Source organism: Bosea vestrisii (assembly GCF_030144325.1).
Taxonomy (GTDB): Bacteria; Pseudomonadota; Alphaproteobacteria; order Rhizobiales; family Beijerinckiaceae; genus Allobosea; species Allobosea vestrisii_A.
Map to the genome: position 1 here is coordinate 3,539,266 of NZ_CP126307.1, position 12,667 is coordinate 3,551,932.

Below are 12,667 nucleotides of genomic sequence, written 5' to 3' on the forward strand. Positions count from 1 at the left end.
CTTCTAGGGTTTCTTCCCGACGATGACGCCGAAGAGCGGGCCGGCGCCGATCATCACCAGAAAGACCCTGATGATGTGATGGGCCGCGACGAAGGCGACTTCGGTGTGCAGCGCCAGCGCGATCAGGCTCATCTCGGCGAGGCCCCCGGGCGAGTAGGCCAGGATCAGGGGTACCGGCTTGTAGCTCGAGACATGCGCCACCGCGAAGGCGAAGACCAGCGTCAGCACCACCAGGATCACGGTCGAGCCGAGCGAGAGCACGAGGATGCGCAGGATCGCCTGCGGCGGCGTGCCGACGAAGCGGCAGCCGATGGTGACGCCGAGGATCAGCTGGGCGACGTTGACGATCTCGTAGGGCGGCACGGAATCGCTGAGGCCGACGAGATGCACGACGGCCGAGACCAGCATCGGCCCGAGCAACTGCTTCGCCGGCAGTCGCAAAGCATGGGCGAGCATCACCCCGGCGATCGCGCTGGCTATCAGCCAGAACCAGCCCAGCGCCGACGTCTGAAACACCGATGGGCCCTGGTTGCGGTTGATGCCGAGCGAGACGCCTTCGAGCCATTGCACGATGAAGGGCAGCGTCATCACCACCAGGAGGATGCGGGCGGAATGGATCAACGCGATGGTGCGGGCATCGCCGCCCTTCTCCTCGCCGGTGATCACCATCTCGACGAGGCCGCCCGGCATGCCGGAGAAGAAGGCCGTCACGGGATCGTAGCCGGCGACGCGGCGAAAGTAAGTGACGCAGCACAGGCCGCAGGCGACCATGAACAGCACGAGGCCGCCGAGCGTCGGCAGCCAGTTCGGCATCTGCGCGACGATTTCCGGCTTGAAGCCGGAGCCGAGCAGCACGCCGATCACCGCTGACATCGGCGGGCGGATCACTGACGGTGCCGCCACCGGTGTGCGGGCGATGGCGGCGGCGGTGCAGAACACCATCGAGCCCAGCATCCAGGGCAGCGGCAGGCGGTAATAGGCGAAGAGCCAGCCGCCGAGCGTGCCGAGGGCGAGGGCGAAGAGGAAACGGCGCCAGGGAAAGCGGCGCGGCGACAATTCGCTGATGCCGTTGACCGCATCCCTCAGCAGATCCCGCATCGCCCCGATCACCTCCCTGAGACGCATGCGCGTAGCGGCGTCACGGCGCTGCTATACGCCATCCGCATGGCGATGACAGGGCGTTGTCGGCATGGCGCCTTTGCCCTCTTGGCGGAGCGGGCGGATGTGGCGGCAACCCCGCCATGCTCGCAAGCCACTGACGAACGGGCGGAAAATCAGCGACAGTCGAGTCCTGCAGATATCTGATAGGCCGTCGGCGTCATCGCCCGGCTCGAGGCAGCCATGAGCGAAGACCGCCTTTCGGAAGCGACCGGTCGCGGCAGCGAAGGCGTCGGCTTGGCCGAGGCACTGCCTGTTTCGGCCGACGAGGACGGCAGTCCGGCAGAGCCTCCCGAATCCAGCGGCCCTGAACGGCCGCTACCGCCGGTTCTCTCCACCCCCTCTCGCGAGAGCTGGCTCGCGACCCGCCGCAATCGCGCCGGCCTGTGGTGGCGCAGGGCGAGCCCAAACTTACGCGGCACCGTCTACATGATCACCGCGCTGCTGGTTTACGCGGTAATGGTCGGCGCCTTCAAACATCTCGGCACGGCGATCCCGCTGGTCGAGACGCTGATGATCCGCCAGATCATCATGAGCGCCGTGATCGTCGCCATTGCCGGCCGCAGCCTGAAACAGGCATTGAAGACGGACCGGCCCGGCCTGCAGATCTTCCGCGGCCTGATCACCCTGGCTTCGATGCTCTGCGGCTTCAGCGCCCTCATCCACATACCGCTGGCCCAGGCGACCTCGATCAGCTTCAGCCAGGTGCTGTTCGTCACCGTCGCCGCCGTGCTGATCCTGAAGGAGCGCGTCGATCGGGCGCGTTGGGTCGCGACCGTACTCGGCTTTGCCGGCGTGCTGATCATGCTCAACCCGTCGGCCGATGGGCTGAACTTCTGGGCGCTGATGTCGCTTTGCGGTGCGCTGTTCGGCGCCGGCATCACCATCAGCGTGCGCATCCTCGGCACCAGCGAGCGGACCGAGACGATCCTGATCTATCAGGGCCTGGTGCTGATGGTCGTGCTCGCCTGGCCGGCCTGGGCCCTCTGGGTCTGGCCGACAGCCGAGCAACGGTTCTGGCTGGTGCTGCTCAGCCTGTTCGGTACCGCCGGGCAATGGCTGATCACCAAGGCCTATCAGGTCGGCGAGGCGTCGGCGCTGGCGCCGCTCGATTTCAGCCGCTTGATCCTGGCTGTTTTCACCGGCTTCGTCTTCTTCGCCGAGATACCGACGCTGACGACACTCATCGGCGCGGCCATCGTCATCGGCGCGACGCTCTACACCATGCGCCGCAATGCCCGCGGCCGGGTCGGCGCCGACCTGTCCACCCCGCCCTGACGCTCAAGCCACGAGACGCCCATGACGCATCATCAGCTCGATGCCTCCCTCGCCACCTGCCATTGGGGCTATTTCGACGCCGGGCTGAAGCCGGTGCTGGAGATCGAGAGCGGCGACAGCGTCACCATCCGCACCGTCACCGGCGGCCCCGCCCACCTGCCCGAGGGCAATGCGACGATCCCGCCGGAGATCCACGAGATCCATGAAAAGGCCGAGCGCATGGTGCCCGGCCATATCCTCACCGGTCCGATCGCGGTGAAGGGCGCCAAGCCTGGCCAGGTGCTGGAGGTGCAGATCAGGAGCGTGAAGCCGCGCACCGATTTTGGCTACACCATGTTCCGCCCGCTCGGCGGCACGCTGCCGGACGAGTTCGATTATCACGCCTTCCGCTACATCCATCTCGACCGCGAGCGGAAAGTCGCGAACCTGCCCTGGGGCATGGAATTGCCGCTTTCGCCCTTCTTCGGCGTGATGGGCACGGCGCCGCCGGCGCATTGGGGCCGGCTGACCTCGCTGATCCCGCGCGCCTTCGGCGGCAATCTCGACAACAAGGAATTGGGTGCCGGCGCGACCCTCTATCTGCCTGTTTTCGTCGAGGGCGCCCTGTTCTCCTGCGGCGACGGCCATGGCGCCCAAGGCGATGGCGAGGTCTGCATCACTGCGATCGAGACGGCGCTGGAAGGCACCTTCGAATTCTACCTGCGCGAGGATCTCTCCTTCGCAATGCCGCGCGGCGAGACCAAGACCCACCACATCACCATGGGGATCGACCCCGATCTCGATATCTGCGCCCAGAATGCGTTGAGGGAGATGATCGGCCTGATCACCTCGCAGACGAAGCTGACGCGGGACGAGGCCTATATGCTCTGCAGCCTCGCCGCCGATCTGCGCGTGACCCAGACGGTCAACGGCTCCAAGGGCATCCACTGCATGCTGCCGAAGAGCCTGGTGGCGTAACGTATCCCCGTCATGCTCGGGCTTGACCCGAGCATCTCAGGCCGGAGCAGGCTCCAACTGGCGTCCTTTCGTCACGAGATTCTCGGATTTCAGCTTCGCTTCGTCCGAGAATGACGCCTTGTCCTACAGCATCGGCAGCCCGCGCGGCTTTGGCCCGCGCGGGAAGGCGGCGTCGAGCCGGGCTATGTCCTCGTCGCCCAGCTGCAGCCCGAGCGCGCTGGCATTGTCCTGCGCATGGCCAGCCTTCGCCGCTTTCGGGATCGCGAAGACGCTTGGCTTGCGCGTCAGGAAAGCGAGCGCGATCTGACGCGGGCTCGCGCCATGCGCGCTGGCGATCTCGGCCAGCACCTTGCCTTGTGCCGAGCGCTCCTCCGGGAAATCATCCTGCCCGAACGGGCTGTAGGCGGTGACGGCGACGCCGTGCCTCTCGCACCAGGGGATCACCGCATGTTCGATCGCCCGTTCGCGCAGATGGTAGAGTACCTGGTTGCAGGCGATCCTGCCGGGCCCGACGACGCGCAGCGCCTCGTCGAGATCGGCGACGTCGAAATTGCTGACGCCCCAGGACAGGATCTTGCCCTCGGCCCGGAGGTCTTCGAACGCCGCGAAGGTCTCGGCCAGCGGATATGAGCCGCGCCAGTGCAGCAAATAGCAGTCGAGCCGGTCTGTCCTGAGCCGGCGCAGCGATTGCTCGCAGGCCTTGCGGGTTCCGGCCTTCGAGGCGTTGTGCGGCAACACCTTGGAAACCAGGAAGACCTCGTCGCGCCGCCCGTCGATCGCTTCGCCGGTGATCTCCTCGGCGCGGCCATCGCCATACATCTCGGCGCTGTCGATATGCGAGAGCCCGAGGTCGAGTCCGCGCCGCAGCGCCGCGATCGCTTCGCTGCGCGCTGCGCGTTCGATGTTCCAGGTGCCCTGGCCGATCCGCGAGACCACTGGACCGCCCGCGCCGAAAGCCTGTGTCATTCGCTCATCCTATCTTTCAGCGGACCTCGACCTCATAGCGGCCATGGCGGATTTCGCCGTCCGAGTAGCGCACGCGCACCTCGAAGCCGTCGCGGCCGCGATAGTCGGCGTTTGAGGTGTATTCGAAGGCGAGCGCTTTGCCGACCTTGCCGTCGCAATGCTGATGGGGGCCAGGGCCATAGACCGCCTGGCCTTGCGCGTCAGCATGCGGACCGTGCCGTATTGCGGCTTCTGCGTCAGCACGGCGGTCGGCCGCCTGACCTGTCGGCAACGCCTGTCCATGGTCATGTAGGTCTGCTGCATCAAGGTCGGCTCGCCGGCGGCGGCGCGGTCGATGCCATTAGTCCCGACATCGCCCGAGGTCACGCAGCCGCCGAGCGCGCTGCAGAGCAGGATCAGGCCCAGTGTCATCATCCCGGGAGCGGGCATGGCTCTCCCTCGCTGCGCCCGGCCGATCACACCGGTGGCGTACCGTTGGCCGCCAGCACCTCGCCGGCGAGGTAGAGCGAGCCGCAGATCAGGATGCGCGGCGGCGCCGGCCAGGTCCGCGCCGCGATCTCGCGCAGTGCCTGTTCCACCGAGCCTGCGATCTCGGCCTTCAGGCCCGCCTCGCGCGCCAGCGTCGCGACCTCTTCGGCGGAGCGCGCCGCGAGCTGGTTCTGCATGGAGACGGCGAAGAGGCCCTGCGCCAGCCCCTTGAAATGACTGAGCGTGGCGCGCGCATCCTTGGTCGCGAGCAGGCCGGCGATCATCACGAGCGGCGCCGGGTTCTTCTCCTCGAGATCGGCCATTGCCTGGGCGAGCACGCGGCCGCCATCGGGGTTATGGCCGCCATCGAGCCAGAGCTCGGCGCCGGCAGGCGCGAGCTCGGCGAGCGGGCCGCGCGCCAGCCTTTGCAGGCGGGCCGGCCACTCCGCCTCGGTCATGCCGCGCTCGAAGGCCAGGGCCGGCAGGCCGCCATAGCCGGCGGCACGCAGGGCTGCGATCGCGGTGCCGGCGTTTGTGTGCTGGTGGCGCCCGGCGAGACGCGGCAGCGGCAGATCGAGCAACCCATCGCCGTCCTCGTAGACCAGCCGGCCGCCATCTTCGTGGACGTTGAAGTCCTGCAGGCCGACCAGGATCTTGGAGGCACCGACACGCTCGGCCGCAGCTTCCAGCACGGCGGTCGGCTCCGGCTCCTGCGGCGCGATCACCGCCGGCGCACCACGCTTGAAGATGCCAGCCTTCTCGCCGGCGATCTTGGTGACGGTGTCGCCGAGATATTCGGAATGATCGAGCGAGACCGGCGTTACCACCGTGCAGGCGGGGTGATCGATCACGTTCGTTGCGTCAAAGCGTCCGCCGAGCCCGACTTCGAGCAGCACGACATCGGCCTTGTGCTCGGCGAAGAGCAGGAAGGTGGCGGCGTTGGTGATTTCGAAGAAGGTGATGGGATCGCCGGCGTTCACGCGCTCGCAGCGCTCCAGCGCCTCGACCAGCACGGCCTCGTCGACGAAGCGCCCGCCGCCGGGCCGCCCCAGCCGGATGCGTTCATGGAAGCGCACCAGATGCGGCGAGGTGTAGACATGGACAGACAGGCCGGCCGCTTCGAGGATCGCCCGCATGAAGGCGATGGTCGAGCCCTTGCCGTTGGTGCCGGCGACATGGATCACCGGCGGCAGCTTCTTCTGCGGATCGCCCAGCCGTTCGAGCAGGCGCAGGATACGCCCGAGCGAGAGGTCGATCAGTTTGGGGTGCAGCGCGAGGAAGCGCGCCAGCAGGAGGTCGGATGTGCTCATGCGGGACCGGCTCCGGCCGGCTGTTTATCAGACGGTGGCGGCCGGCAGCGGCTCGGGTTCCGGGGCATTGACGGCTGGCAGCTTCTGCTTGGTCAGCAGTCGGCCGAGCCGCGCCAGCGTCGCCGGAATCTGGTGGCGATGCACGACCATGTCGACCATGCCGTGATCCTTGAGATATTCCGAGCGCTGGAAGCCCTCGGGCAGCTTCTCGCGGATGGTCTGCTCGATCACGCGCGGCCCGGCGAAGCCGATCAGCGCGCCCGGCTCGGCGATGTGGACATCACCCAGCATGGCGTAGGAGGCGGTGACACCGCCGGTGGTCGGGTTGGTCAGCACGACGAAATAGGGCAGGCCGGCCTTGCGCAGCATCCGGGTCGCGACGGTGGTGCGCGGCAATTGCATCAGCGAGAGGATGCCCTCCTGCATGCGCGCCCCGCCCGAAGCGGCGAAGACGACATAAGGGGTCTTCTTCTCAAGCGCGGTCTCGGCGCCCTTGATGAAGGCTTCGCCGGCGGCCATGCCGAGCGAGCCGCCCATGAAGTGGAAATCCTGCACCGCGATCGTCATCGGCAGGCCCTGGACCCGGCCATAGCCGACCTTGAAGGCGTCGGCGGCCCCGGTCTTGGTGCGGGCGTCCTTGAGCCGGTCGACATAGCGCTTCTCGTCGCGGAACTTGAGCGGGTCGGCCACGGCCTCCGGCAGCGGCACGTCGACCCATTTGCCCTCGTCGAAGGTCAGCCGCAGCCGATCCTGCGCGGTGACGCGCATGTGGTGGTCGGAGCCGGGAATGACGAAGCCGTTGGCCTCGACATCCTTGTGGAAGACCATCTGCCCGGAATCCGGGCACTTGATCCAGAGATTCTCGGGGGTCTCGCGCTTGAACAGCGTCTTGATGCGCGGACGGACGACTTCGGAAATCCAGTTCATCGGATCATCCTTGAATTACGCTGGCGCGATGGGCTCAGGCAGCCGCTTTCGCGACCGAACGAACACCGGCCGCGAGCTCGGCAACCAGCGAGGTGACAGCCGAAACCGTCTTTTCCGTGGCCTTGCCGTCGGCATCGAGCGAGAGCCGGACGCGCTCGACCAGGGCCGAGCCGACGACGACGCCGTCGGCATCCCTCGCGATCGCGATCGCATCCGCCGGCGTCTTGACGCCGAAGCCGACCGCAACCGGCAGCCTGGTATGCTGCTTGATCCGGGTAACCGCCGCGCCGACCGCGTCATAATTGGCGATCGCGCCGCCGGTCACGCCGGTCATCGAGACGTAGTAGACGAAGCCGGAGGTGTTCTGCAGCACGCGCGGCAGGCGCCTGTCGTCGGTGGTCGGCGTCGCCAGGCGGATGAAGCTCACGCCCGCGGCGAGCGCCGGCAGGCACAGCTCCGCGTCTTCCTCGGGCGGCAGGTCGACGACGATCAGCCCGTCGATCCCGGCGGTGCGGGCGTCCTTCAAGAACGCGTCGACGCCATAGGCCCAGATCGGGTTGTAATAGCCCATCAGCACGATCGGCGTGTCGTGTCCGGCCTTGCGGAAGGCCGCGACCATGGCGAGCGTCTTGCGCAGGGTCTGCCCGGCCTTGAGCGCGCGTTGGCCGGCGAGCTGGACGGGTACGCCGTCGGCCATCGGGTCGGTGAAGGGCACGCCGAGCTCGATGATGTCGGCGCCGGCCGCCGGCAAGGCGTTCAGGATGGCGCTGCCGGTGTCGAAATCAGGGTCGCCGGCGGTGACATAGGTCACCAGCGCGGCGCGGCCAGCCGCAGCGCAGGCGGCAAAGCGGGCTTCGATGCGGGCTTGTCCGGTCTCAGTCATGCCGGAGCGGTTAGCATGGCCGCGCCCGGCTGGCGAGAGGGCGGGTCTGCTTGCAGGATCAGGCGAACTTGGTACCGCGTTCAGTCAGCAGCGCCCGCAGCACCGAGCGGTGGCAGCGCGCCTCGTCCTCGCAATAGCAGCCGACCGAGACATCGCTGCCATGCGACAGGGTCGCGAGCAGGTCGAGCGCGTGGCGCGGCGCCGGCTCGGCCATCTCGGCCTTGAAGGCGCGGGTGAAGCCGGTCCAGTCCTTCTCGCTCTCGGCGGCCTTGGCCTGCGCCATCAGCTCCGGCGTCGGCGACAGCAGCGGGAACCAGACGTCGAACCAGTCCTCGCTGGCATAGCGCTCCTTCGGCACGCCGCGCGGCACGCGCCGGACCGTGCCGATGCGTGTGCCCTCTGCCGGATGGCGTGGGCTACCGAGGCGGACGATGCGAAGGCTCATGCGCTTGCCTAGCATGAGTCGGGAGGCGGCAGCGTGGCCCGAAATTCGGACCACGCCAAGCGTCATGATCCACCTTCAGGCAGCCGGATCGCTTACTTCTCGATCCGCCAGACCGTGCGCAGCGCGGCGCTGACGGTGACCTCGCCCGGCTCGACCGAGACCGGCGCGGCGCCCGCCGCCATGCGATATGACCTGACATCGGCCATCGGTCGCACCGGCGGCTCTGCCTCCGACTCGACGATCGAGACGAGCTCGCCGACCTTGACGCCGAGGCGCTTGGCATAAATCTCGGCCCGGGCGCGCGCCGCTTCCGCCGCCTTGTCGCGGGCCTGGTCCTTGGCCTTGTCCTCGTCGGCGAGGCCGAAGCTGATGCCGGTCATGTCGTTGGCGCCGGCAGCGACCAGCGCGTCGATCAGCGGCCCGGCCTTGGCGAGGTCGCGCACGATCACGGTGATGCCGGTGCGGGCCTCGTAGCCGTCGATCTTCGGCGCGCGTGCCTGCGGCGAGGACGAGGCCGAAGGCTGCGTCATCCGCGGAGTCAAGGCGATCTGCGAGGTCGAGAGATCGCCCTGGGCGACGCCGGCGGCTTTCACCGCCTCGATCAGCTTGGCCAGTGCTGGGGTGTTCTTCGACAGCGCTTCGGCGGCAGTCTTGCCCTCGCTGACCACGCCGGCCTGGACGGTGGCGAGATCGGGCTTCACCCGGACCTCGCCGGTGGTCTGGATCACAATGCCCTCCGCCGGTGCGAGCGGGCCCACGGTCTGGGCGTGCACGGGGGTGGAGAGCGCCGCGAGCGCGGCAATGATGAGGGCCTTCTTGGTCTTCGACATGATCGTCCTTCGCTGGGCATGGTCGGCAAAAGCAAGCAGCACTTCTGCGGCGCGACCATGCGCAACCTATTGGGGCAGCATCAGGACGATTGATGTCACCGCGACGCCAGAATCTCCGCGACCTGCGGGATGTCCTTGTCGCCGCGGCCGGAGAGGTTGACGACCATCAGATGGTCCTTCGGCTTCTTCGGGGCGAGTTCGGCAACGCGGGCGAGCGCATGCGCCGATTCGAGCGCCGGGATGATGCCTTCGAGCTTGGAGATCAGCTGGAAGGCTTCGAGCGCTTCCTCGTCCGTCGCCGAGAGATAGGTGGCGCGGCCGGTCTCGTGCAGCCAGGAATGCTCCGGGCCGATGCCGGGATAGTCGAGCCCGGCCGAGATCGAATGGGCGTCGTTGATCTGCCCGTCCTCGTTCATCAGCAGATAGGTGCGGTTGCCGTGCAGCACACCGGGGCGCCCGCCGGTCAGCGAGGCTGCGTGCAGGCCGGACGGGATGCCGTGGCCGGCGGCTTCGACGCCGTAGATCTCGACGCTCTTGTCGTCGAGGAAGGGGTGGAACAGCCCCATCGCATTGGAGCCGCCGCCGATGCAGGCGACCAGCGAATCCGGCAGGCGGCCTTCGAGCTCCTGCATCTGCACGCGGGTCTCGTTGCCGATGACGCATTGGAAATCGCGCACCATCGCCGGATAGGGATGCGGGCCGGCGACCGTGCCGATGCAGTAGAAGGTCGACGCGACATTGGTCACCCAGTCGCGCAGCGCCTCGTTCATCGCGTCCTTCAGCGTCTTGGTGCCGGACTCGACCGGCACCACGGTCGCGCCGAGCATCTGCATGCGGAAGACGTTCGGCGCCTGCCGGGCAACGTCGACCGCGCCCATGTAGACGATGCATTCGAGGCCGTAGCGGGCGCAGAGCGTCGCGGTCGCAACGCCGTGCTGGCCGGCGCCAGTCTCGGCGATGATCCTTTTCTTGCCCATGCGCCGGGCCAGCAGGATCTGGCCGAGCACATTGTTCACCTTGTGCGAGCCGGTGTGGTTCAGCTCCTCGCGCTTGAGGTAGAGCTTGGCGCCGCCGAAATGCTCGGTCAGGCGCTCGGCGAAATAGAGCGGCGAGGGCCGGCCGACATAGTGCTTCAGCCCGTAGGCGGTCTCGGCGTGGTAAGCGGGGTCGGCCTTGGCAGCGGTGTAAGCGGCCTCCAGCTCGAGGATCAGCGGCATCAGCGTCTCGGCGACGAAGCGGCCGCCGAACTGGCCGAAGCGACCGTTCTCGTCCGGGCCGTTGCGGAAGCTGTTCGGTGCGTGCGGCGCGTTCATGCCTGGCCTGCCTTCTTCAATTCTTCGGCCGCCGAGCGAGCGGCTCTGACGAATTCCGCGATCTTGCCGACATCCTTGATGCCCGGCGCGCTTTCGACCCCGGAGGAGACGTCGACGCCGGCCGGCCTCGCGATGCGGATGGCCTCCGCGACATTCGCCGGATCGAGCCCGCCCGATAGCATGAAGCGGAAAGCCGGGTCGAGGCCGGCGAGCAGGCTCCAGTCGAAGGGCCTTCCGTGCCCGCCCGGATAGGCGGCGTCCTTGGGCGGCTTGGCGTCGAGCAGGATGCGGTCGGCGACGCCGTGGTACAGCGCGATCTGGTCGAGATCGGCCGCGGTCGCCACGCCGAGTGCTTTCATCACTGGCAGGCCTGTTGTGGCCTTGATCGCGGCGACCTGCTCCGGCGTCTCCTTGCCATGCAACTGCATCCAGTCCGGCCGGACGATCCGCGCAAGTTCGACCGCCTGTTGCGGTTCGTAGTCGACGACCAGTGCGACGACTGTCGTCCTGCCACGCGCCTGGGCGGCGAGCTCGGCCGCATGCTCCGGCGTCACATAGCGCGGGCTCTTCGGATGGAAGTTGAGGCCGATCATCTCGGCGCCGGCGGCGAGCGCCGCCTCCAGCGTCTCCGAGGTCGAGAGGCCGCAGATCTTGATGGGGCAGTTCTTGAGCGGGAAGGCGTCGTCGCGTGTCATGCCGGCGCTGTAGCACAATAGCCCTCGCTGCTGCACTCGTGACATGATGCAGCCTGAGGGACCGCCGGGCGACGGTCCGGGGTTAGAGTGGGCGACGAATGGGGCGACGTTTCTTTGCAGGTCTGGCGGCGCTTCTGCTGATGGCCGGCCTCATCTCGCTCGGCGTCTACATGTGGAGCCAGCCCAGGACGCTGAAGCTCGCGGTCGGCCCGCTCGGTTCGGATGACGCCAGGCTCGCCGCCGCCCTCGTCCAGGGCCTCAGCCGCGAGAAGAAGCCGGTGCGCCTGCGTCTCGTCCTGACCGAGGGCTCGGCCGAGAGTGCGCTGAAGATCGACGCCGGCAAGGTCGACCTCGCCATCGTCCGCCCCGATGTCGCCCTGCCAGCCAAGGCCGATACGGCGCTGATCACCCGCCGCTCCTTCCCCTTCTTCATCGGCTCCAAGGATCTCGGTACCGACCGGATTTCGGGCCTGCGCGGCAAGCGCATCGGCGTGGTGCGCGCGCCATCAGGCAATCTCGACCTTCTGAAACTCGTGCTCTCACAATATGAGGTCTTGCCGGAAGCGGTGACGATCGTCCCGCTCGGGCCCGAGGACGTCTCCGCCGCCATCGCCGATGGCCATATCGACGTGCTCTTCGCCGTCAACGTGCTGAATGCCCGCGTCGTCACCGAAGTTGGGACACGCCTGCATCGAGCCTTCGGCGAGAGCCCGACCATCATCCCGATCCGCGAGGCCGATGCGCTCGCCGCCCGCAACCGCGCCATCGAGTCGGGCGAGATCGTCCGCGGCGCGCTCGGCGGCGATCCGCCGCTGCCGGCCGAGAACCTGCCGAGCATCTCGATCACCTCGCGCCTGATGGCAGCGCAGTCGCTCGACGATGCCCGGGTCGGCGAACTCGTCGGCGCGATCCTGTCGCTGCGCGTCACCCTCGCCGCCGATCTGCCGGCGATCCAGGGGCTGGAGACGCCCGAGACCGACAAAGGACGCGCCGCTGGCGGTGCATTCCGGCGCCGCCGCCTTCATCGACGGCGAGCAGGAGACCTTCTTCGAGCGCTATGGCGACTGGTTTTATCTCGGCGTGATGGCGCTTTCGCTGGTCGGCTCCGGTGCGGCCGGCCTATTCGGTGTCGAAAGCGCGACTCGGCGCAAGCGGGCGATGGCGGATCTGAGCCGCCTCGTCGTCCTGCTCGGCGGGATGCGGACGGCGGCGGACGAGCCGGAGCTTGCGGCGATGGAACGCGAGGCCGACGCCATCCTCGCCGGCGTGCTGGCGAATTATGCCCGCGGCGACATCGATTCCGGCGGGATCGGCGCCTATCGCTTCGCCATGGACCAGCTCGGCCGCGCCGCGACCGAGCGCCGTATCGTCCTGGCGGAAGCAGAGGCGGAGTGAGCCGCTTTATTCTCGCCGCAAAGCGCGATCATCCGTTCGAGC

At 67.8% G+C, this 12,667-nt stretch carries 15 protein-coding genes and 1 pseudogene; 4 read left to right on the top strand and 12 right to left on the bottom strand.

Annotated features, from left to right (window positions below; translation table 11 throughout):
* Positions 1-3: 3 nt before the first annotated feature.
* Positions 4-1,098, bottom strand: coding sequence for an AbrB family transcriptional regulator (locus QO058_RS17520; RefSeq protein WP_284167560.1), 1,095 nt, complete (start codon positions 1,096-1,098; stop codon positions 4-6).
* A 243-nt stretch (positions 1,099-1,341) separates the two neighbouring features.
* Between QO058_RS17520 and QO058_RS17525 the strand changes: the two genes are divergently transcribed.
* Positions 1,342-2,436, top strand: coding sequence for a DMT family transporter (locus tag QO058_RS17525; RefSeq protein WP_284167561.1), 1,095 nt, complete (start codon positions 1,342-1,344; stop codon positions 2,434-2,436).
* Positions 2,437-2,457: 21 nt separating this feature from the next.
* Positions 2,458-3,393, top strand: coding sequence for an acetamidase/formamidase family protein (locus tag QO058_RS17530; protein WP_284167562.1), 936 nt, complete (start codon positions 2,458-2,460; stop codon positions 3,391-3,393).
* A gap of 123 nt (positions 3,394-3,516) precedes the next feature.
* Here QO058_RS17530 and QO058_RS17535 read toward each other — a convergent pair whose 3' ends face one another.
* The 10 genes from QO058_RS17535 to QO058_RS17580 form a co-directional block, all read right to left on the bottom strand.
* Positions 3,517-4,359 carry an aldo/keto reductase gene (locus QO058_RS17535; RefSeq protein ID WP_284167563.1) on the bottom strand — a complete coding sequence of 281 codons (843 nt, stop codon included), beginning with the start codon at positions 4,357-4,359 and terminating at the stop codon, positions 3,517-3,519.
* A gap of 16 nt (positions 4,360-4,375) precedes the next feature.
* Positions 4,376-4,630: a hypothetical protein gene (locus QO058_RS17540; protein ID WP_284167564.1), complete on the bottom strand. Its 255-nt coding sequence runs from the start codon at positions 4,628-4,630 to the stop codon at positions 4,376-4,378.
* A gap of 184 nt (positions 4,631-4,814) precedes the next feature.
* Positions 4,815-6,137, bottom strand: coding sequence for a bifunctional folylpolyglutamate synthase/dihydrofolate synthase (locus QO058_RS17545; RefSeq protein ID WP_284167565.1), 1,323 nt, complete (start codon positions 6,135-6,137; stop codon positions 4,815-4,817).
* A gap of 27 nt (positions 6,138-6,164) precedes the next feature.
* Positions 6,165-7,064, bottom strand: coding sequence for an acetyl-CoA carboxylase, carboxyltransferase subunit beta (accD, locus tag QO058_RS17550; RefSeq protein WP_284167566.1), 900 nt, complete (start codon positions 7,062-7,064; stop codon positions 6,165-6,167).
* Positions 7,065-7,098: 34 nt separating this feature from the next.
* On the bottom strand, positions 7,099-7,947 hold the full coding sequence (gene trpA / locus QO058_RS17555) for a tryptophan synthase subunit alpha (RefSeq protein ID WP_284167567.1): 849 nt from the start codon (positions 7,945-7,947) through the stop codon (positions 7,099-7,101).
* Positions 7,948-8,005: 58 nt separating this feature from the next.
* Positions 8,006-8,392: a DUF488 domain-containing protein gene (locus QO058_RS17560; protein ID WP_284167568.1), complete on the bottom strand. Its 387-nt coding sequence runs from the start codon at positions 8,390-8,392 to the stop codon at positions 8,006-8,008.
* Between the two features lie 92 nt (positions 8,393-8,484).
* Entirely contained in the window at positions 8,485-9,222 is a 738-nt protein-coding gene (locus QO058_RS17565; protein ID WP_284167569.1) for an SIMPL domain-containing protein, read from the bottom strand.
* A 95-nt stretch (positions 9,223-9,317) separates the two neighbouring features.
* Complete coding sequence (trpB, locus tag QO058_RS17570; protein WP_284167570.1) at positions 9,318-10,535, bottom strand: tryptophan synthase subunit beta; 1,218 nt, start codon at positions 10,533-10,535, stop codon at positions 9,318-9,320.
* Complete coding sequence (locus QO058_RS17575; protein WP_284167571.1) at positions 10,532-11,230, bottom strand: phosphoribosylanthranilate isomerase; 699 nt, start codon at positions 11,228-11,230, stop codon at positions 10,532-10,534. Before QO058_RS17575 ends, trpB begins: the two co-directional genes overlap by 4 nt.
* Before the next feature lie 166 nt (positions 11,231-11,396).
* Positions 11,397-11,663 (bottom strand): hypothetical protein, encoded by a 267-nt coding sequence (locus QO058_RS17580; RefSeq protein WP_284167572.1) that lies wholly within the window; start codon positions 11,661-11,663, stop codon positions 11,397-11,399.
* Between QO058_RS17580 and QO058_RS31450 the strand changes: the two are divergent.
* Positions 11,608-11,811 (top strand): annotated as a pseudogene (locus QO058_RS31450) (hypothetical protein); the annotation flags it as partial. The gene QO058_RS17580 and the pseudogene QO058_RS31450 overlap by 56 nt on opposite strands.
* Here QO058_RS31450 and QO058_RS17585 read toward each other — a convergent pair.
* Positions 11,770-12,255, bottom strand: coding sequence for a hypothetical protein (locus QO058_RS17585; protein WP_284167573.1), 486 nt, complete (start codon positions 12,253-12,255; stop codon positions 11,770-11,772). The pseudogene QO058_RS31450 and the gene QO058_RS17585 sit on opposite strands and share 42 nt — an antisense overlap.
* On the opposite strand from QO058_RS17585, the gene QO058_RS17590 reads away from it, so the two are divergent.
* Positions 12,230-12,625: a hypothetical protein gene (locus tag QO058_RS17590; RefSeq protein ID WP_284167574.1), complete on the top strand. Its 396-nt coding sequence runs from the start codon at positions 12,230-12,232 to the stop codon at positions 12,623-12,625. The genes QO058_RS17585 and QO058_RS17590 overlap by 26 nt on opposite strands.
* The last annotated feature ends 42 nt before the right edge of the window (positions 12,626-12,667 follow it).

Bases quoted from the DNA above. Each gene is read 5' to 3' on its own strand.
- QO058_RS17520 (WP_284167560.1), bottom strand. From the start codon at position 1,098: ATGCGGGATCTGCTGAGGGATGCGGTCAACGGCATCAGCGAATTGTCG.
- QO058_RS17525 (WP_284167561.1), top strand. From the start codon at position 1,342: ATGAGCGAAGACCGCCTTTCGGAAGCGACCGGTCGCGGCAGCGAAGGC.
- QO058_RS17530 (WP_284167562.1), top strand. From the start codon at position 2,458: ATGACGCATCATCAGCTCGATGCCTCCCTCGCCACCTGCCATTGGGGC.
- QO058_RS17535 (WP_284167563.1), bottom strand. From the start codon at position 4,359: ATGACACAGGCTTTCGGCGCGGGCGGTCCAGTGGTCTCGCGGATCGGC.
- QO058_RS17545 (WP_284167565.1), bottom strand. From the start codon at position 6,137: ATGAGCACATCCGACCTCCTGCTGGCGCGCTTCCTCGCGCTGCACCCC.
- accD (WP_284167566.1), bottom strand. From the start codon at position 7,064: ATGAACTGGATTTCCGAAGTCGTCCGTCCGCGCATCAAGACGCTGTTC.
- trpA (WP_284167567.1), bottom strand. From the start codon at position 7,947: ATGACTGAGACCGGACAAGCCCGCATCGAAGCCCGCTTTGCCGCCTGC.
- QO058_RS17560 (WP_284167568.1), bottom strand. From the start codon at position 8,392: ATGAGCCTTCGCATCGTCCGCCTCGGTAGCCCACGCCATCCGGCAGAG.
- QO058_RS17565 (WP_284167569.1), bottom strand. From the start codon at position 9,222: ATGTCGAAGACCAAGAAGGCCCTCATCATTGCCGCGCTCGCGGCGCTC.
- trpB (WP_284167570.1), bottom strand. From the start codon at position 10,535: ATGAACGCGCCGCACGCACCGAACAGCTTCCGCAACGGCCCGGACGAG.
- QO058_RS17575 (WP_284167571.1), bottom strand. From the start codon at position 11,230: ATGACACGCGACGACGCCTTCCCGCTCAAGAACTGCCCCATCAAGATC.
- QO058_RS17580 (WP_284167572.1), bottom strand. From the start codon at position 11,663: ATGAAGAAGGGGAAGGAGCGGCGGGTGATCAGCGCCGTATCGGCCTTG.
- QO058_RS17585 (WP_284167573.1), bottom strand. From the start codon at position 12,255: ATGAAGGCGGCGGCGCCGGAATGCACCGCCAGCGGCGCGTCCTTTGTC.